The organism is Pseudomonas sp. 1912-s (genome assembly GCF_029269205.1).
Lineage (GTDB): Bacteria > Pseudomonadota > Gammaproteobacteria > Pseudomonadales > Pseudomonadaceae > Aquipseudomonas.
In genome coordinates, this window is the sequence record NZ_JARIXR010000022.1 from 1 (window position 1) to 18,319 (window position 18,319).

At 62.0% G+C, this 18,319-nt stretch carries 16 protein-coding genes and 1 riboswitch; of the genes, 6 read left to right on the top strand and 10 right to left on the bottom strand.

The genetic code is table 11. From position 1 onward, the window contains the following. The 4 genes from P3C29_RS23395 to P3C29_RS23410 all read right to left on the bottom strand — a co-directional run. Positions 1 to 209: helix-turn-helix domain-containing protein (locus P3C29_RS23395; protein ID WP_275965578.1), on the bottom strand; the 209-nt coding region annotated here is incomplete at its 3' end. 655 nt (positions 210 to 864) lie between these two features. Further along, positions 865 to 1,680 (bottom strand): 3',5'-cyclic-AMP phosphodiesterase, encoded by an 816-nt coding sequence (gene cpdA / locus P3C29_RS23400; RefSeq protein ID WP_275965579.1) that lies wholly within the window; start codon positions 1,678 to 1,680, stop codon positions 865 to 867. Between the two features lie 99 nt (positions 1,681 to 1,779). Next, the gene (locus tag P3C29_RS23405; RefSeq protein WP_003209507.1) at positions 1,780 to 2,229 is read right to left on the bottom strand and encodes a DUF1249 domain-containing protein; all 450 of its coding nucleotides are present in this window, start codon (positions 2,227 to 2,229) and stop codon (positions 1,780 to 1,782) included. Next, positions 2,220 to 2,837, bottom strand: coding sequence for an NUDIX domain-containing protein (locus P3C29_RS23410; RefSeq protein ID WP_003209505.1), 618 nt, complete (start codon positions 2,835 to 2,837; stop codon positions 2,220 to 2,222). Before P3C29_RS23410 ends, P3C29_RS23405 begins: the two co-directional genes overlap by 10 nt. Positions 2,838 to 3,048: 211 nt before the next feature. Here P3C29_RS23410 and P3C29_RS23415 point away from each other — a divergent pair, with 211 nt between their 5' ends. Next, positions 3,049 to 3,795: an RsiV family protein gene (locus tag P3C29_RS23415; protein WP_010169333.1), complete on the top strand. Its 747-nt coding sequence runs from the start codon at positions 3,049 to 3,051 to the stop codon at positions 3,793 to 3,795. Here the strand turns inward: P3C29_RS23415 and cytX are convergent. Both cytX and thiC read right to left on the bottom strand, forming a co-directional pair. Beyond that, complete coding sequence (gene cytX, locus P3C29_RS23420; RefSeq protein WP_275965580.1) at positions 3,764 to 5,053, bottom strand: putative hydroxymethylpyrimidine transporter CytX; 1,290 nt, start codon at positions 5,051 to 5,053, stop codon at positions 3,764 to 3,766. The two genes, P3C29_RS23415 and cytX, sit on opposite strands and share 32 nt — an antisense overlap. A gap of 189 nt (positions 5,054 to 5,242) precedes the next feature. Then, positions 5,243 to 7,132: a phosphomethylpyrimidine synthase ThiC gene (gene thiC, locus P3C29_RS23425; RefSeq protein WP_275965581.1), complete on the bottom strand. Its 1,890-nt coding sequence runs from the start codon at positions 7,130 to 7,132 to the stop codon at positions 5,243 to 5,245. 148 nt (positions 7,133 to 7,280) lie between these two features. After that, positions 7,281 to 7,386, bottom strand: a riboswitch (TPP riboswitch). 195 nt (positions 7,387 to 7,581) lie between these two features. Between thiC and P3C29_RS23430 the strand changes: the two genes are divergently transcribed. Beyond that, a complete protein-coding gene (locus P3C29_RS23430; protein WP_010169328.1) occupies positions 7,582 to 9,021 on the top strand; it encodes a TolC family outer membrane protein in 1,440 nt (479 codons plus the stop codon). A gap of 117 nt (positions 9,022 to 9,138) precedes the next feature. On the opposite strand, the gene waaA is transcribed toward P3C29_RS23430, so the two are convergent. Both waaA and P3C29_RS23440 read right to left on the bottom strand, forming a co-directional pair. Beyond that, on the bottom strand, positions 9,139 to 10,416 hold the full coding sequence (gene waaA, locus P3C29_RS23435; RefSeq protein WP_201126004.1) for a lipid IV(A) 3-deoxy-D-manno-octulosonic acid transferase: 1,278 nt from the start codon (positions 10,414 to 10,416) through the stop codon (positions 9,139 to 9,141). 23 nt (positions 10,417 to 10,439) lie between these two features. Further along, positions 10,440 to 11,330, bottom strand: a complete 891-nt coding sequence (locus tag P3C29_RS23440) for a LysR family transcriptional regulator (protein ID WP_010169325.1) — start codon at positions 11,328 to 11,330, stop codon at positions 10,440 to 10,442. 103 nt (positions 11,331 to 11,433) lie between these two features. Between P3C29_RS23440 and P3C29_RS23445 the strand changes: the two genes are divergently transcribed. From P3C29_RS23445 to P3C29_RS23460, 4 genes are all read left to right on the top strand, one after another. Next, positions 11,434 to 11,769, top strand: coding sequence for a multidrug efflux SMR transporter (locus P3C29_RS23445; protein WP_169386520.1), 336 nt, complete (start codon positions 11,434 to 11,436; stop codon positions 11,767 to 11,769). Positions 11,770 to 11,838: 69 nt separating this feature from the next. Further along, positions 11,839 to 13,014 carry an FAD-dependent oxidoreductase gene (locus P3C29_RS23450; RefSeq protein ID WP_275965582.1) on the top strand — a complete coding sequence of 392 codons (1,176 nt, stop codon included), beginning with the start codon at positions 11,839 to 11,841 and terminating at the stop codon, positions 13,012 to 13,014. Beyond that, positions 13,011 to 13,823, top strand: a complete 813-nt coding sequence (locus P3C29_RS23455) for an aldo/keto reductase (protein WP_010169318.1) — start codon at positions 13,011 to 13,013, stop codon at positions 13,821 to 13,823. Before P3C29_RS23450 ends, P3C29_RS23455 begins: the two co-directional genes overlap by 4 nt. A 41-nt stretch (positions 13,824 to 13,864) precedes the next feature. Continuing rightward, complete coding sequence (locus P3C29_RS23460) at positions 13,865 to 14,830, top strand: metal ABC transporter ATPase (RefSeq protein WP_169386521.1); 966 nt, start codon at positions 13,865 to 13,867, stop codon at positions 14,828 to 14,830. 37 nt (positions 14,831 to 14,867) lie between these two features. Here the strand turns inward: P3C29_RS23460 and hldE are convergent, their stop codons facing one another. Together hldE and msbA are read right to left on the bottom strand one after the other, a co-directional pair. After that, positions 14,868 to 16,289, bottom strand: a complete 1,422-nt coding sequence (gene hldE, locus P3C29_RS23465; RefSeq protein ID WP_010169313.1) for a bifunctional D-glycero-beta-D-manno-heptose-7-phosphate kinase/D-glycero-beta-D-manno-heptose 1-phosphate adenylyltransferase HldE — start codon at positions 16,287 to 16,289, stop codon at positions 14,868 to 14,870. Between the two features lie 156 nt (positions 16,290 to 16,445). Continuing rightward, positions 16,446 to 18,251 (bottom strand): lipid A export permease/ATP-binding protein MsbA, encoded by a 1,806-nt coding sequence (gene msbA, locus P3C29_RS23470; protein ID WP_201126002.1) that lies wholly within the window; start codon positions 18,249 to 18,251, stop codon positions 16,446 to 16,448. Between the last annotated feature and the right edge of the window lie 68 nt (positions 18,252 to 18,319).

Consider the following 18,319-nt stretch of genomic DNA (forward strand, 5'->3'; position numbering starts at 1 on the left):
TCGGTAAGTTTTGGGCTAGTGGCTGGCCTGCGGGATTTCTCCAGCAGACCTTGCTGGCCTTGTTCTTCGTAGCGCTCGAGCCACTTGTATGCGGTTTGGGGGCTGATACCGAACCGTCGACACAGTTCTCGTTTATTGCTGCCGGGCTGCCGGGCAAAGGCAACGAACTCTTTTTTCAGGCTCATGGCGTCTCTCGTATTCCAGGGCATGATGGTTTTCCGGCGAAGTTAGCTCGCCGAAAAGTGTCCACCATGTCCCCGCACACCCGTCAACCATGTGTCCGGTCCGTACAAAAAGCGCAAAAGTAACCAAAACGCTCTTGCCCCACCACTCGGCACCTCGCCCAGGCTCGGTGTGCCCTCACTCCGGCCAGCGTGGTTTAACGGGGCGCCTAAGATCAAGATCAAAAGCAGATCAACAGCACAGCGGCCTACAGGCCGGCTTGAGTGGTGTGAAGCAAAGGCAAGATCAAAATCTAAAGCGGGCACGGTCCAAATGTGGGAGCGGGCTTGCTCGCGAAGGCAGTGTGTCAGTCACCGAATGCATCAACTGAAAGATTGCATTCGCGAGCAAGCCCGCTCCCACATTTTTGACCGCGTTTGCCCTTGCTCTTGCTTCTACCACTCGAGCCGGCTGGTAGGCCGCTGTGCTCTGGCTTTTGATCTTAGGCGCCCCGTTAACCACGATGGCCGTGCCGGAGTGCGGGCATGCCGAGCCTGGGCGAGGCACCGAGTGGTGGGGCAAGAGCCCTTTTGGTTACTTTTGGCTGGGCCGGCATTCCGGGCTCCTTTCCAAAAGTGACCCGTTGTAAGAGCGGAACCCTAAGTCGCCGTTACCTAAATAACGGATATGCCCCCAAAGCCGTCAGTACCCGCTACTACCGTAATCCACCTGAAACACAAAACCCTGCACCCGCTCCACGCCGGTTTCCAACCGTCCGTCGGCATGCAGGCGCAGCCAGCGATAACCGGGCGCTTCCTCGCTCACCTTGAAGTCCTCGCTGCCGGGGGCGAACTGGATGCAGGTGGACGGCGACGCCAGCAGCCGCACGCCGTTGCGTTCGCGGTCGATTTCCTGGTGCACATGGCCCCAGAGCACCGCGCGCACCTGCGGGAACCGATCCAGCACCGCAAACAACGCCTCGGGGTTGCGCAGGCCGATGGGCTCCATCCACGCGCAACCGATGGACACCGGATGATGGTGAAAGCACACCAGATGATGACGAGTCGGCGCTTCGCTCAACGACTGCGCCAGCAGTTGCAGCTGCTGGTCCTGCAAATACCCCGGCACCGAGCCCGGCACGGCCGAGTCCAGCAGGGTGATGCGCCAGTTGCCCACATCCACCACCGGCTCCAGCAACGCGCTGTTGATCGCGGCTTGCAGCATCACCTGCGGTTCATCGTGGTTCCCCGGGATCCAGCGCGCCGGCGCCTGAATCTGCCGGGTCATGTCGCGAAAGGCCTGATAGGACTCCAGTGTGCCGTCCTGGGACAAATCCCCGGTGGCCAGCATCAGGTCAATCTGCGGCTGCTGCGCCAGCACCGTTTCGATGACCCGTTGCAGGCTGTCGCGGGTTTTCATGCCCAGCAGCCCGCCGTCCGCCTCGGCAAACAGATGGCTGTCGGACAACTGCACCAGCAACGCCGAAGCGTCAGGATTCAAGGCGGATACGCTCGACAAGGCGTTCTCCCGGGGCGTGATCACAGGAATGGACATTTGAGGCGATTATGCTGGGGCAGGACACAAAGAGGAAACCCGTGAAGCGGACGCAGTTCACATCTATCGAACGACTTCGAACTCGTGGCCCAGGGCCAGGCAGTGGCTCAACCATTCGCCGAGGAACACATTGAGCTGTGCTTTCTCATCCGGCTGGTGCATGAACACGTTGGGGTAAGGGTAGATGCTGCGAAAGCGTCGCGCATGTTCGGCGCTGATCACTTCGGCCATGCGCGCGTCGTGGTACACCTGCACTTCCAGCTGCGGTACCGGCAGCCACGGCAGGCTGTGTTCCTGGCGCACCCGCAGGGTGGTGGTGTACGGACAATTCACGATCACTTCCAGGGTCAGCACGCCGAGCATCTGGTCTCCGTGGGTCACGGCGATACGCCGCGCCTCGGGGGTGTGGCGCATGTCCGGCAGCAGCCGCATCAGCCGTGCATAGTTGGCCTCGCAGGCTGCTTGCAGCCCGATCAGGTCAACCCGATATCGCTCCCGTGCCTTTACTGCCATAACCCCCTCACTTCCGCGCGATTAAGCGCAAGCCATTGCAGGGCAATAATGCTCGCTGCGTTGGAAATTTTACCGTCACGTACCGCTTGCAGGGCGTCTTCAAAGGCCCAGACGGTGACGCGGATATCTTCGGCTTCCTCTTCCAGTCCATGGACGCCACCGGCCCCGGCGCTTTCGCAACGGCCCAGGAACAAGTGGACAAATTCGGTGCTGCCACCCGGCGACGGAAAGTACTTGGTGATCGGCCAGAGTGCGGAGAATGTAAGGCCAGCTTCCTCTTCGGCTTCGCGGTGTGCAACCTCCTCCGGTTGCTCATCCTTGTCGATCAGGCCGGCGACCATTTCGATCAGCCACGGGTTGTCGGTACGGCCCATGGCGCCTACGCGAAACTGCTCGATCAGCACCACTTCATCGCGCTGCGGGTCGTAGGGCAGCACGCACACGGCGTCATGACGAACAAAGACTTCGCGATTGAGCTCACGGCTCATGCCGCCATCAAACTTCTCGTGCCGCAGCTTCAGCCGATCCAGTTTGTAGAAGCCCTTGTAGGCATTGTCGCGCTGAACAATCTCAACCTTGCTCGGCGTCGATTTCGCTGTGTCCGTCATATCAACCCTCGTTTATTGCCTTGCGGTGTCGAGGCAGCCTCGACATCGCGCCATCCTAACGCGCTCGCGCCCCTTGATGCAGCCCCTTTCCGGTTGCCGGGATAGACGGCGGGCGTCAAACTCACTCTAATCAGCTTAGTGGCGAACTGACTGCCCTGTCGGGAGTCGAAGCTCCACATTTTCACCTTTCCTCGATTTATGAAGGACACACATGTCGCTTTTAAAAATCGCCTCCATGGCCTGTATCGCCCTGACCCTTGGCGCTTGCCAGAGCCTGTTCCAACCCAGCTACCTCAAGCCGCTGGACACCACCGCCGACGCCTCGGAGCAGATCAAACCCGGCTGCAGCAGCCCGGATTGCCCGCTGGTCAACATCGACACGGTGCACTTCCCGTCCGAGCCGCAACTGGACCAGATCGTCGAAAAACGCCTGCTGGAGATGGCCCGCACCTCGCCTGGCCAGGCCATGCCCGCCACCCTGAACGCCTACCGCGACAAATTCTTGCGTGAGTCGCCTGACCGCAACAGCATGTACTTGCAAGCCAAGGTACGTGAGCAGCATGACGGACTGGTGATCGTTGAAGTCTCCAGCTACCTGGACACCGGCACCGCCCACGGCGAGCCGGGCCGCGGCTTTATCAACTATTCACGCCTGCTGCACAAAGAGCTGAGCCTGACCGACATGCTGCTGCCGGGCCAGGAAGAGGCGTTCTGGAAGACTGCGAAAGTCGCCCACAACAACTGGCTGATCAACTCGCAGATGGACCGCGACCCGGATTTCGTGAAGAACTGGCCGTTCCAGAAAACCCCGAATGTGGCGCTGACCAGCAATGGCGTGGTGCTCAAGTACAACGTGACCACCATCGCGCCGTACGCATTGGGGCTGATCGAAATGACCATCCCCTATGCGCGCCTGACCGGCGTGATCAAGCCTGAACTGGTGCCCGCGCGCCACTGAAGGCCCGGCCCAGAATGAAGTGCAACAGCCCTGCCAGCACCAGCGCCGGCAGGGTCGCACCGACGTCCGGGTACAGATTCGCCAGCACGTGATAGGTGCTGATGCCACCCAGCCAGGCCAGCAGTGCCGGCCAACGCAGGCTGGCAGCAACCCCATGGCCACGGCGGCGCAGGATGAAGTGATCCACCAGCACCACACCGAACAGCGGCGCGAACACCGAGCCGATCAGCAGCAGGAAGTTCTGGTACTGCGCCAACGGTGCAAAGCAGGCGATCAGCGTGCAGATGACGCCGATGGCCAACGCCAGGTGCTCGACCTTCAGGCGCAACAGAATCCCGCTGGACACGGCCGCCGAGTGAATGTCGGCGAAGGCGTTTTCTGATTCATCCAGCAGGATCAGCAGCAGCGGAATCCCCAGGCCGGCCCCGGCCAATGCCAGCAGCAAGGCGTTCACTTCACCGCTCGGCGCGAAGGCCAGGGTGTACGCCACGCCCAGGCTCATCAGCCAGAAGTTACCGATAAAGAAACCCAGCGCGGTGCCGCCGAACACGCTTTTGGCGCGTTTGCCGAAACGTGAGTAGTCGGCAATCAGTGGCAGCCAGGACAGCGGCATGGCAATAGCGATATCAAAACCCACCGCAAATGGCATCGAGCCGTCACCGGCCTGGGCCCAGAGTGCGGCCAGGTCGGCCTTGGCGAACAGGTTCCAAGTCAGCCACAGGCAGGCGGCGAGCAGCAGCCAGATGCCCCACTTGCGCAGGATCTGCCGCACAAAAGTCAACGGGCCGCTGACGGCGAGCAAGGTCGCGAGGGCGCCGAATACCAGGGTCCAGAACAACGGGCTGGCCAGCAGGCTGCCTTCGCTGAACGCGCGGGTACCCAACAGGCTGGCAGCATCGCGCATCACGATGATTTCGAACGAGCCCCAGCCGATCAACTGCAGCAGGTTCAACAGCGCCGGCAGGCTGGCGCCTTTGGTGCCGAGGCTGAGTTTGAGGGCGGCCATGGCGGACAGGCCGGTGTCGCTGCCGATCACGCCGACGGCGGCCAGCAGCAGGACGCCGACCAAAGTGCCGAGGAAAATCGCCAGTAAGGAGCCGGAGAGGCCCAGGCCCGGCGCCAACAGCGCGCCGGTTTGCAGGACCATCAGGCCGATGCCCAGGGAGAACCACAGGGAAAAGAGATCGCGGGCGCCGAAGACGCGTTTGTCCAAGGGCACCGCGATGTCTGGGGAATAGGTGCTGGGTTGAATGCTCAAGGGTGTTATCTCAGAGGGACACTATTATTTGAAGTAGGAGGTACCCCTGTGGCGAGGGAGCTTGCTCCCGCTGGGTGGCGAAGCCGCCCCAAAACCTGCAACTGATGAGTGTCAGTTAAAACACCCATCCAGGTTTTGGGAGCGCTACGCACTCCAGCGGGAGCAAGCTCCCTCGCCACAAGTTCGGGGTCAGACCTTTTTGTACAGCTGGCTGCCTTCCTGCTTGAACCGCTCCGCCTGCTCCGCCAGTCCCTTGGCCACGTCCACATCCACCGTTTCAATGCGCTGGTTGGCCGCGTACTCACGTACTTCCTGGGTGATTTTCATCGAGCAGAATTTCGGCCCGCACATCGAACAGAAATGCGCGACCTTGGCCGAGTCCTTCGGCAAGGTTTCATCGTGGTACGACCGCGCCGTGTCCGGGTCCAGGCCCAGGTTGAACTGGTCTTCCCAACGGAACTCAAAGCGCGCCTTGCTCAACGCGTTGTCACGAATCTGCGCGCCCGGATGCCCCTTGGCCAAGTCCGCCGCATGCGCCGCAATCTTGTAGGTGATGATCCCGGTCTTCACGTCATCCTTGTTCGGCAGGCCCAAGTGCTCTTTCGGCGTGACGTAGCAGAGCATCGCGCAACCGAACCAGCCGATCATCGCCGCACCGATACCGGAGGTGATGTGGTCGTAGCCCGGCGCGATATCGGTGGTCAGCGGGCCGAGGGTGTAGAACGGCGCCTCGTCGCAGCATTCCAGCTGCTTGTCCATGTTCTCCTTGATCAGCTGCATCGGCACGTGGCCCGGGCCTTCGATCATGGTCTGCACGTCGTGCTTCCAGGCGATCTTGGTCAGCTCGCCGAGGGTTTCCAGCTCGCCGAATTGCGCGGCATCGTTGGCGTCGGCAATCGAACCCGGGCGCAGGCCATCTCCCAGGGAGAAGCTGACGTCGTAGGCCTTCATGATTTCGCAGATTTCGTCGAAATGGGTGTAGGTGAAGTTCTCTTTGTGGTGCGCCAGGCACCACTTGGCCATGATCGAACCGCCACGGGACACGATGCCGGTGACGCGCTTGGCGGTCAGCGGCACATAGCGCAGCAGCACGCCGGCGTGGATGGTGAAGTAGTCGACGCCCTGCTCGGCCTGTTCGATCAGGGTGTCGCGGAACAACTCCCAGGTCAGGTCTTCGGCGGCGCCGCCGACTTTTTCCAGGGCCTGGTAGATCGGCACGGTACCGATCGGCACCGGCGAGTTGCGGATGATCCACTCGCGGGTTTCGTGGATGTGCTTGCCGGTGGACAGGTCCATTACCGTGTCCGAACCCCAGCGAATGCCCCAGGTCAGTTTCGCCACTTCTTCTTCGATGGACGAACCCAGGGCGCTGTTGCCGATGTTGCCGTTGATCTTCACCAGGAAGTTACGGCCGATGATCATCGGTTCCAGTTCGGTGTGGTTGATGTTGGCCGGGATGATCGCGCGGCCACGGGCAATTTCTTCGCGGACAAATTCCGGGGTGATGATTTTCGGCACGCTGGCGCCGAAGCTGTGGCCGGCGTGCTGATGGTCCAGCAGGCCGGCGGCACGGGCTTCTTCCAGCTTCATGTTTTCGCGGATGGCGACGTATTCCATCTCGGCGGTGATGATGCCTTTGCGGGCGTAGTGCATTTGGGTGACGTTGGCCCCGGCCTTGGCGCGGCGCGGGTTTTTCACGTGGGCGAAACGCAGCGCGGTCAGCTCGGCATCGCTCAGGCGCTGTTGACCGAAGTGCGAACTCAAGCCCGACAGGCGCTCGGTGTCGCCACGGGATTCGATCCACGGCGAGCGCACATCGCCCAGGCCTTTGCGCACGTCGATGATCACATTGGGGTCGGTGTACGGGCCGGAGGTGTCGTAGACCACCACAGGCGCGTTGATTTCGCCGCCGAAGTCGGTGGGGGTCACGTCGAGGCTGACTTCGCGCATCGGCACACGAATGTCCGGGCGGGTGCCTTGCACATAGATTTTCTGCGAGCGGGTAAACGGCTGCACGGAACCGGAGTCGACCTTGGCCGATTCACTTAAATGCACGGTGTTTTTTAGTTTTGTAGTCATCACGGGCTCTCCAACTATCCAGGCGGTGGATTTTTGTCGGAGCGAACCTGTGACGGATGGACGCACTGAAACCAGTGCTGTGCTTGGCGCACAAGAGCTGTTCGATTGTCGAACAACATCCCGGACGAAGCACAAGAGGACTCGCCGGGTGACGAGAAATCTTGTTCCCTACGCAGGCGTTAACCTGATCAGGTTCAACGGGATCCGGTATTTACCGATCTCAGCCTTCCAACAAGGCACCCCGACAAGAACGCGGCCAGTCTAGACCATGGAGCAGGCAAATTGCCAATGACGGTGCATTCATCGTGATGAATGGCGTAATTACAGGATTGTTGTGCCGTGATAGCGCCACTACACTCGGTGACTGCTTGAGGCCTTGACGCCAGGAATGGGCCGCCTTAGCCTTGGGCACCAAATTATCGCCGTAATATTATTCTAGGGATCGCCTCATGCTGCGCAAACTCTCACTGGCTCTTGCCGTGTCTTGTGCGACCAACGGAATGGTCTGGGCAGCTGAAGCGCCCCTGACGACCAAAACCGACCTGGTCAGCGTCTACCAGGAAGCGGTGGACAACAACGCCGACCTGGCCGCCGCCCGCGCCCAGTATGGCGCGCAGAAAGAAGTGGTGCCCCAGGCCCGCGCCGGCTTGCTGCCGAACCTGTCGGCCGGTGCCGACATCAACAATGTGCGCACCCAGCTGGATCAGCCCGCCGCCACGGTCAATCGCGACGCCCATTCCTGGCGCGCGACCTTGAGCCAGCCGCTGTTCCGCGCCGATCGCTGGTTCCAGTTGCAGGCCGCCGAAGCGGTCAACGAACAGGCCGCGCTGCAGCTCTCGGCCACCGAACAGAACCTGATCCTGCAAAGTGCCGAAAACTACTTCGCCGTGCTGCGGGCCCAGGACAACCTGGCCTCCACCAAGGCCGAAGAAGCCGCCTTCAAACGCCAACTGGACCAGTCCAACGAACGCTTTGACGTCGGCCTGTCGGACAAGACCGACGTGCTGCAATCCCAGGCCAGCTACGACACCGCACGCGCCAACCGGATCCTGGCCCAGCGCCAGGTGGACGACGCCTTCGAAGCGCTGATCACCCTGACCAACCGCCAATACAACTCGATCCAGGGCATCGTCCACACGCTGCCGGTGCTGCCACCGGCACCGAACGACGCCAAGGCCTGGGTCGAAACCGCCGGCCGCCAGAACCTGAATCTGCTGGCCAGCAACTACGCCGTCACTGCTGCCGAAGAAACCCTGAAGCAACGCAAGGCCGGCCACGCGCCGACCCTGGATGCCGTGGCACAGTACGAAAAAGGTGACAACGACGCTCTGGGTTTCAGCAACCCCAGCGCCTTTGGCCAGCCGTATCACGGTGACGTGTCGCAACGCACCGTAGGCTTGCAGTTGAGGATTCCGCTGTACAGCGGCGGCCTCACCAGCTCGCAAGTGCGCGAGTCCTATTCCCGCCTGGGCCAGACCGAGCAGCAACGCGAAGGCCTGCGCCGCCAGGTGGTGGAAAACACCCGCAATCTGCACCGCGCGGTCAACACCGACGTGGAGCAGGTACAGGCACGCCGCCAGTCGATCATCTCCAACCAGAGCGCGGTGGAAGCCACGGAAATCGGTTACCAGGTGGGCACGCGCAATATCGTCGATGTGCTGGACGCCCAGCGCCAGCTGTACACCTCGGTGCGCAACTACAACAACAGCCGCTACGACTACATCCTCGACAACCTGCGCTTGAAACAGGCCGCCGGGACCTTGAACCCGGGGGATTTGCAGGATCTGGCGCGGTACCTGAAGGCCGACTACAACCCCGACAAGGACTTCCTGCCACCGGACCTGGCCAAGGCCGCTGCGGCGCAGTTGAAGGCTAACCCCGGTTACTAAAGACAACACAAAACCATGTGGGAGCTGGCTTGCCTGCGATTGCATCACCTCGGTTTGACTGATGTACCGAGGCGTCTGTATCGCAGGCAAGCCAGCTCCCACATTTGATGTGTGTTGTCAGTGGTTGAGCAGTCTGCCCAACCCATCCAGCAAACGCTTCAACGCGCCCTGATTGGCGCGCATCACCGCCAGCCCCGCCTGGCCCATCTTCTGCGCGTCCTGCGGCAGCTCGAACAAGCGCTGCACCGCCACCGCCAAACCCTCGGCATCGTCCACTTCCTGCAACGCACCGGCGTCGCGCATCATTGCGCTGATCTCAAGGAAGTTGAACACATGAGGCCCGCAAATGACCGGCTTGGCCAAGGCCGCCGGCTCCAGCGGGTTATGCCCGCCGGTGGCCACCAGGCTGCCGCCGACAAACGCGCTGTCGGCCAACGCATACAAAAACAGCAGCTCGCCCATGGTGTCGCCCAGCAACACCGAGGTTTGCGCCGTTACTGCTTCGCCGCTGGACCGACGCACGGTGGCGAAACCCTGTTGCTGGCACAACTCGAACATCGGGTTGAAGCGCTCTTGGTGTCGGGGCACCAGAATCAGCAGGGCATTCGGATAGCTGGCGAGCAACTGCCGATGGGCGGCGAGCACGACTTCATCTTCGCCTTCGTGGGTGCTGGCGGCGATCCACACCGGGCGTTCGCTGGCGTGCCATTGCTCGCGCAAGGCGGCGGCGCTTACCAGCAGTTGCGGGTCGATGGTCAGGTCGAACTTGATCGATCCGGTGACCTCGACGGTTTCCGGCCGTGCACCCAGGCTGCGAAAACGCTCGGCTTCGGTTTCAGTCTGAACGGCAAACAGGCTCATTTCCGCCAGCATCGGTGCAGTCAGTTTGGCGAAACGTCCGTAGCCCTTGGCCGAACGGGCCGACAGCCGCGCATTGGCCAATGCCACGGGAATCCCGCGTTTGGCGCACTGGTGAATATGGTTGGGCCACAGTTCGGTTTCCATGATCACCGCCAGTTTCGGCTGCACACGATCAAGAAAACGCTTGGCCGCACAGGGCAAATCATACGGCAGGTAGCAGTGCTGGATCCGCGGCTCGCTGGCAAACAACGCCTGGATTCGCTCAGAACCGGTGGGCGTCATGCAGGTGACGGTGATCGGCAACTGTGGATAACGTTCCAGCAGACCGCGAATCATCGGCGCGGCGGCGATGCTTTCGCCCACCGACACCGCGTGCACCCAGATTCCGCCGGGCTGCATCGCCGGCAAGCCCCAGGAAAAGCGCTCACCCACGCGCTTGGCGTAGGCCGGCGCCTTGCGGGCCCGCAGCCACAGACGTAAAGCCACCAACGGCAGCGCCAGGTAAAACAGACAGCTGTAGAGAGTTCTATTCATGGCGGCGGAGTTTATCGGCTTTTTCAGTCGATCGCCTGCAAGCACTCGGCAAAACGTTCGGCGAGGAAACGCGCGGCCGGGCCAAGCGGCTCATCGCGACGCCACACCAATTCCACCACCAGTGCCGGCGGGGTCCATTCACTGTTCAGTTCGACCATCTGGTTCTGATAGGCCGGGTACTGCACCACATGCCGTGGCAGCCAGGCCCAACCCAACCCACGTGCCAGCCATTCGGCCAGCACGTAGAAGCTGTCAGCGCGCCACACTTGCGGGCTGGCGGCCTCGCTCCCGGGATACACGCTGGTCTGGGTCGCCATCAGCAACTGGCGAAACTGTGCCAGGCGCTGGCAATCCACAAACTTTTCCCTGGCCATGGGATGACTGATACCGCATACGGTCACCATCTCCACGCTGCCCAGCACCCGGCGCTCCAACGCTTCGGGGATTTGATCGTGGTAGAACAGCAGGCCCAGATCCGCCTTGCGCTCCACCAGTTTGCGCGCGACATCGCCCTGGGCGGCGCTGGACAACTGCACCTCCAGGCTGGGAAATTTCCCCGCCAGCGATTCGAGGCTGTCGAGCACCGGCTGATAGAGCATGGCCTCATCCTGGGCCAGGCGCAGGCGGGCTTCTTCCCCCCGCATCAACGACAAGGCACGGCCATTCAGGCGCTCACACTGGCGCAAGACTTCCCTCGCCTCTTCGAGCAACGCGGTGCCGGCCTCGGTCAAGCGGGGCTGGCGGCCGCTGCTGCGATCAAACAGGCACACGCCCAGGTCCGCCTCCAACAGGGCAATCCCATTGCTGACTGCCGACTGTGCCCGGCGCTGGTCCCGCGCCACCGCCGAAAATGAACGCTGCTCGGCGACGCTGACAAACAGGCGCATTTGCTCAAGACTCCACTGCACGCTCATGGCTCAACCCATCTTTTATTCGGATAGGTAATGACTTTACCGCATCTGGCAAATCTCTAAAATGCCAACCTTATCAAGCGACCCTGTACCGAGGATTTACCCCATGAACGCCGCCTACTATTACCTGGCCATTGCCATTTGCTCGGAAGTGATCGCCACCGTTTCCATGAAAGCGATCAAGGGTTTCAGCACGCCGATCCCGCTGTTGCTGGTGATCGTCGGTTACGGCGTGGCCTTCTGGATGCTCACGCTGGTGGTGCGCACCGTGCCGGTGGGCGTCGCGTATGCGGTGTGGGCCGGGATGGGCATCGTGATGGTCAGCATCGCCGCGCTGTTTATCTACGGGCAGAAACTGGATATCCCGGCGATGCTGGGGATGGCCCTCATTGTGCTCGGGGTGGTGGTGATTCAGTTGTTCTCGAAAACCGCCGGGCACTGATCACCGACAAATCGCCGCGCCTCTGTGCCTGTATACTGCGCCTCTTGTCTTGAACACTGAGGTCGCTGCATGCCATCCGTTATTTCCACCGACGTTCTGATTGTCGGCGCCGGGGTTGCCGGCCTCTGGCTCAATGCGCGCCTGCGTCGCCAGGGCTTTTCCACAGTGCTGGTGGAAAACGCCACCCTCGGTGGCGGGCAGAGCGTGAAGTCCCAGGGGATCATCCACGGCGGTGCGAAATACGCACTGCACGGCGCCCTCACCGGCGCCTCGGAAGCCATCGCCGACATGCCCCGCCGCTGGCGCGAAGCCCTGGCGGGCAACGGCGAACTGGACCTTTCGGGCGTGCGCCTGCTGTCCGAGGCCCACTATCTGTGGTCGCCGGGCACTATCGCCGGCAACCTCACCAGTTTCTTCGCCAGCAAGGCCGTGCGTGGCCGCGTCGACCAGGTAAAGGGCGACGACCTGCCACCGGCCCTGCAAGACCGCCGCTTCAAGGGCAAGGTCTATCGCCTGGCCGAGTTGGTGATCGACGTCCCGAGCCTGATCGAACGCCTGGCGCAACTGGCCGGCGACGGCCTGCTGGCCGGTGAACAGATCGAACCGTTGCTGGAAGACGGCACACTGGTCGGCCTGAAGGTCGATGGCCGCGAGATCCGCGCCCAGCGTATCGTGCTCAGCGCCGGCGGTGGCACCGCTGACTTGCTCAGTGCCCTGGGCCTGAGCCAGCCCGCCATGCAACGCCGACCGCTGCACATGATCATCGCCAAGGGCCCCGGCCTGAAGCCGCTGTACGCCCACTGCCTGGGCGGCGGCACCAAACCGCGCATCACCGTGACCACGCACCCCGCCGCCGATGGCAACTGGGTGTGGTACCTGGGCGGCGATATTGCCGAGGCCGAAGGTGTGGCCCGTACCCCGGAGCAACAGATCGCCACCGCCCAAAAAGAACTGGCCCAACTGCTGCCCTGGATCGACATGAGCCAGACCCGGTGGGCCACCCTGCGCGTGGACCGTGCCGAGCCGTTGCAGTCGGGGCTGACCCGCCCGGACAACGCCTTCCTCGCCGAACAGGACCGCCTTCTGGTGGGCTGGCCGACCAAGCTGGCACTGGCACCGGACTTCGCCGACCGGGTGATCCATGCTCTGGAACGTGACGGCATCACGCCAGGCACCCCGGAAAAACTGCCCGAACTGCCAAAACCCACGATCGCCCAACCCGCCTGGGAGCAACTGCTGCCATGACCTTGCCGACCCTGCACGACCTTCACCGCCCGCTGGGCAGCACCGGCCTGCTGGTCTCGCCGCTGGGCCTGGGCACCGTCAAGCTGGGCCGCGACCAAGGGGTGAAGTACCCCAACGGTTTCCAGATTCCCGATGACGACGCCGCGCGGATGCTGCTGCGCCAGGCCCGTCAGCTGGGCATCAACCTGATCGACACTGCGCCCGCCTATGGCCGCAGCGAAGAACGCCTGGGCCCGCTGTTGCGCGGCCAGCGCCAGGACTGGGTGATTGTCAGCAAGGTGGGCGAAGAATTTGCCGAGGGCGTGTCCCATCACGATTTCAGCGCGGCCCATACCCGACTTTCTGTGGAGCGCAGCCTGAAACGACTTGAAACGGATTTTATCGACCTGGTGCTGGTGCACTCCGACGGCAACGACCTGCATATCCTCAACGATTGCGAGGTTTACCAGACCCTGGCGGACCTCAAGCGCGAGGGCAAGATTCGCGGTTTCGGCTTCTCCGGCAAAACCGTCGAGGGCGGCGTAAAGGCTCTGGAACAAGGCGATTGCGCCATGGTCACCTACAATCTGAACGAACAGGCCGAGAAAGCCGTCATTGATTATGCGGCCGCGCACGGCAAAGGCATCCTGGTGAAAAAAGCACTGGCCAGTGGCCACGTCTGCCTGGAATCCGGAGTGGATCCAATTCACGCCAGTTTCATGTTGTTGTTTGCGCAAACTGGCGTCGCCAGTGCTATTGTCGGGACCATTAATCCGCTGCACCTCGCCCACAACGTAGCGACCGCTGCCAAGGTCATTCGCCAACTCTGATGCCGCCGACGCGGCCGACCCCGACGCAAGAAGGAGCCGACATGGCGCGAACGCTCATTAGAAAAAACCCGAGTAACTTTAAAACACTGCCGCTGCATGTCGAAGCCACGCCCGAAGGCTTGAGTTACCAGAGCGTCGGCATGCCGCTCAACTTCGCCCAGACCCTGCAGCGGCGCAAGCCGGTGGAGGTGAAAGACACCGAGCGTTTCGTGCTGGAACTGGCCAACCTTGGTGTTTCGGTGCGCCTGACGCTGCATTGGCAGAACCGCGATTACTGGGTGCTGGTGCGCCAGCGCCGACAAGACCGCGGCGATGTGGTGCTCAAGCTGATCTCCGGTTATGTGCCGGCCCACGAACTGAACCTGCCACTGCACACCGCCATTCAGGAAATTGCCGAGGAATGCCTGCTGGAAACCCCGGAAGGCTGGCTGGGCGGGCGCTTCAACGACACGTGGCTGCCGGCCCCCTACTCATCCGCCCTGCACTACCGCGAAGCATTGCCGTTTCGGCTCTCGCCGCTGTCCGGCGCCGCACGCCCGGTGCGCTGCGCCACCACGCAATTGATTGAGCGCCCACGAGCCTATGTGCACCTGCCGACGGCTTCGCTGCAACTGATCTATGACCTGCGCCTGGAAGTCCCCAAGGAGGCCAAGTCCCTGAGCCTGTTTCATGTGGACGAGCGCCTGGAAGGTGATCAGTTGGTCGCGCGCCTGGACCGCCAGCGTCCGGACTTGTACCTGATGCCGCTGAAAGACGGCCAGCCGTGTGCGGAGCTGTACACCTTGAAGAAGGATCAGCTGTATCCGGCGAGTACGCGAGGGCTGTATCTGGCAGAGAGCTTTGCCCAGCAGGAAGGCTGGATCGTGCGTGACGAGCGGATCCGCTGGAAGGACTGGCTGCGGCAACAGGGGCTGAGCGCGCCCGAGAAAGAGTCGAAATTGAAGCGGCTGACCGGAAGGGCCAAGCTACTGTTGAAGAAAATCGTCCCGCGCAAGCGCACCCGGTAACCTGCGGCAAGGGAGCAAGCTCCCCTGCCGCGTTCGGTCAGTTGCTGCGGATTTTTTCCACAATCGCCGTGGTCGAGCTGTTTTCCACCAGCCCCAACACTTTGACCTTGCCACCATAGGCACTGACGATATCAGCGCCGACTACCTGGTCGACCGAATAATCCCCACCCTTGACCAACACGTCCGGCTTGACTTGGGCCAGCAGGTTTTCCGGGGTCGCCTCGGCAAAGCTGATCACCCAGTCCACAGCCCCCAAACCCGCCAGCACCGCCATGCGACGGTCGACACTGTTGATCGGCCGCCCCGGCCCTTTCAACCGGCTGACCGATGCATCATCGTTGACCGCCACGATCAAACGATCACCTTGGGCCCGCGCCTGCTCCAGGTACGTCACGTGACCGGCGTGCAGAATGTCGAAGCAACCGTTGGTGAAGACAATGCTCTCGTTATGCGCCCGGGCATCGTCAATCGCCAGCAGCAATTGCTCGAGACTCAACACGCCGCGCTCCGAGCCTTCGGAACGCTGGATGGCACGGCGCAGCTCAGGTGCGCTGATGGCCGCCGTACCCAGTTTGCCGACCACAATGCCCGCCGCGAGATTGGCCAGGGCCACTGCGTGAGGCAGCTCTTCACCCGCGGCAATGGAAGCCGCCAGGGTGGAGATCACCGTGTCACCGGCACCGGTCACGTCGAACACTTCACGAGCCCGCGCGGGCAAGTGCATGGCCGGGTGGTCAGGGCGCAACAGGGTCATGCCGTGTTCACCGCGGGTCACCAGCAAGGCGCCCAGGTCGAGGTCGGCCATGAGCTTCGCGCCCTTGGTTACCAGCTCGTGCTCATCGACGCAGCCGCCGACGATGGTTTCAAATTCGCTGAGGTTCGGCGTGATCAGGCTGGCACCCCGATAAATCGAGAAGTCCTTGCCCTTGGGATCAGCCAGCACCGGAATGCCCCGGGCCTTGGCGGCCTGGATCAGCATCTGGTGATTTTTCAGGGCGCCTTTGCCGTAGTCGGACAACACCAGCACCTTGATGCCTTCGAGCAACTCGTCGACCTGGGCACTGAGGGCCAGGGCGTCGGTGGCGAAGGGTTCTTCAAAGTCGATACGCAGCAGTTGCTGGTGACGGCTCATCACCCGCAGCTTGACGATGGTCGGCTGATGGGGAATGCGCTGGAACAGCGCACGCACGCCAGCACCACGCAGGCTGTTGGCCAGGCTGTCGGCGGCTTCGTCGTCGCCGGTCACACCCACCAGGGAAGCCGGGGCGCCGAGGGCGGCAATATTGAGGGCAACGTTGGCAGCGCCACCTGGACGGTCTTCGATTTGCTCGACCTTGACTACCGGTACCGGTGCCTCAGGGGAAATCCGTGAGGTACCGCCATGCCAGTAACGGTCGAGCATGACATCGCCGACCACCAAGACAGGGGCTTGATCGAATCGCGGCATGGACAACTTCATGGAGCAACCCACATACAAAATGAACAGGGGCGCGATATTAACACAGGGTTGTCAAAGGCTTGTGCAATGTAGGAGCCGGCTTGCCGGCGATGCGTTCACTGCGGTTTTTCAGTGCAACCGCGGTAAGGCCATCGCCGGCAAGCCGGCTCCTACGGATCAGGTGATGTCGGCCGAGACCGGTGCGTCCAGGCCCATGGCGTGCAAGCGGGCGTAATAACCGTTTTGTGCCAGCAGTTCGCCGTGAGTACCACGCTCGACAATCCGGCCATCGTCCATCACCAGGATCAGGTCGGCTTTCTCGATAGTCGACAGGCGGTGGGCGATGACCAGCGTCGTACGGCCTTGCATGACCTTGTCCAGGGCCGCCTGGATATGGCGCTCCGACTCGGTGTCCAGCGCCGAGGTCGCCTCGTCGAGGATCAGCAATGGTGCGTTCTTGAGCAGGGCACGGGCAATTGCCAGGCGCTGGCGCTGGCCGCCGGACAGCAGCACACCGTTTTCGCCGACCTGGGTATCGAAGCCTTTGGGCAGTTGATCGATGAAGTCCTTGGCATAGGCATCGGCCGCCGCCGCCTCGACATCGGCCCGCGGTGCGCCGGCCAGGTCACCGTAGGCGATGTTATTCGTCACGGTGTCGCTGAACAGGGTCACATGCTGGGTCACCTGGGCGATATGCCGGCGCAGGTTGAGCAGGCGATAGTCTTCGATCTCGACGCCATCGAGCAGAATCTCGCCGCTCTCGTGGTGGTAGAAACGCGGGATCAGGCTGGCCAGGGTGGACTTGCCACTGCCCGAACGCCCTACCAAAGCAACCATCTGCCCGGGCTCTGCGGTGAACGTGATGTCCTTGAGCACATGGCGCTCGGTGCCTGGGTAGGTGAAGTTCAGGTTGCGCACTTCCAGGCGACCGCTGACCTTCTCGCGCTCGATGGTGCCGCGATCGATTTCCACGTCTTCGTCCAACTGCTCGAAAATGCTTTCGGCACCGGCCACGCCCTTCTGGATGGTCGAGCTGACTTCAGACAGCTGGCGAATCGGCTTGGGCAGCAGGCCGGCCAACGTGATGTAGGCCACCATGTCGCCCGCCGACGCATCACCGCGAAGGTACAGCACCAGGAACATCAACACCGCCATGGCGCTGTAGATCACCAGTTGCAGCGCCGGCGTGTAGATCGCGCCGGTGCGGGTCATGCGCAGTTGCTTGTTGGTGTTGCTCAGGCTGGCCTTGAGGAAGCGCTTCTGCTCATACACCTCACCGCCGAAGCTGCGCACCACGCGGTAGCCCTGGATGGTTTCCGAGGCGACGTGGGTCACGTCACCCATGGCGACCTGGATCTTCTTGCTCTGCTTGCGGAATTTCTTGCTCGCGGTGCTGACCATCACGGCAATCAACGGCAGGATGGCGATCATCACCAGGGTCAGCCGCCAGTTCATGAACAGCAGCGAGGCGAACAGGAAGATCACCGTCATGCCTTCGCGAATCACCACCTTGATGGCATCTGTCGCAGCACCGGTGACCATGGTCACGTTGAAGGTGATGCGGGAAATCAGGTGCCCGGAGTTGTGATTGTCGAAGTAGCGGTTCGGCAGGGTCAGCAGGTTGTTGAACAGTTGCACCCGCAGGTCGTGGACCAGGCCCAGGGAAACCTTGGCCAACAGGTAGTTGCCCAGGAACGAGCCGAGGCCCTGCCAGGCGGCGATCAGAATGATCAGCAGCGGCACGGCCTGCAGCAATTGCAGGTCACGCAGGAAAGGCACACTGGGGAACAGCACCGCTTCAGGGTTGGACAGGCCATCGACAAAGTACTTGAGGATGTACCCCAGCATCGGCTGGGTCGAAGCGAAAATCAGAAAGCCGACAATACTCAGCGCGAACAAGCCGGCATAGGGCTTAACGTAGCTGAGCAGGCGGAAGTATATTTTCAAGCTCGAAGGGCTTGCGCTCGGACTGGAGTCGGTCATATCACGCGGCGGTTTTGAAAAAGGAGGCTGACTTTAGCACAGCTTCTCTGTTGTACTTGCACCCGGCA

What these genes read in the sequence shown, in the direction of transcription:
- thiC (WP_275965581.1), bottom strand. Translation starts at nt 7,132, where the DNA reads ATGACTACAAAACTAAAAAACACCGTGCATTTAAGTGAATCGGCCAAG.
- P3C29_RS23450 (WP_275965582.1), top strand. Translation starts at nt 11,839, where the DNA reads ATGCCATCCGTTATTTCCACCGACGTTCTGATTGTCGGCGCCGGGGTT.
- P3C29_RS23455 (WP_010169318.1), top strand. Translation starts at nt 13,011, where the DNA reads ATGACCTTGCCGACCCTGCACGACCTTCACCGCCCGCTGGGCAGCACC.
- P3C29_RS23440 (WP_010169325.1), bottom strand. Translation starts at nt 11,330, where the DNA reads ATGAGCGTGCAGTGGAGTCTTGAGCAAATGCGCCTGTTTGTCAGCGTC.
- P3C29_RS23415 (WP_010169333.1), top strand. Translation starts at nt 3,049, where the DNA reads ATGTCGCTTTTAAAAATCGCCTCCATGGCCTGTATCGCCCTGACCCTT.
- P3C29_RS23405 (WP_003209507.1), bottom strand. Translation starts at nt 2,229, where the DNA reads ATGGCAGTAAAGGCACGGGAGCGATATCGGGTTGACCTGATCGGGCTG.
- P3C29_RS23445 (WP_169386520.1), top strand. Translation starts at nt 11,434, where the DNA reads ATGAACGCCGCCTACTATTACCTGGCCATTGCCATTTGCTCGGAAGTG.
- P3C29_RS23410 (WP_003209505.1), bottom strand. Translation starts at nt 2,837, where the DNA reads ATGACGGACACAGCGAAATCGACGCCGAGCAAGGTTGAGATTGTTCAG.
- hldE (WP_010169313.1), bottom strand. Translation starts at nt 16,289, where the DNA reads ATGAAGTTGTCCATGCCGCGATTCGATCAAGCCCCTGTCTTGGTGGTC.
- P3C29_RS23430 (WP_010169328.1), top strand. Translation starts at nt 7,582, where the DNA reads ATGCTGCGCAAACTCTCACTGGCTCTTGCCGTGTCTTGTGCGACCAAC.
- P3C29_RS23460 (WP_169386521.1), top strand. Translation starts at nt 13,865, where the DNA reads ATGGCGCGAACGCTCATTAGAAAAAACCCGAGTAACTTTAAAACACTG.
- waaA (WP_201126004.1), bottom strand. Translation starts at nt 10,416, where the DNA reads ATGAATAGAACTCTCTACAGCTGTCTGTTTTACCTGGCGCTGCCGTTG.
- msbA (WP_201126002.1), bottom strand. Translation starts at nt 18,251, where the DNA reads ATGACCGACTCCAGTCCGAGCGCAAGCCCTTCGAGCTTGAAAATATAC.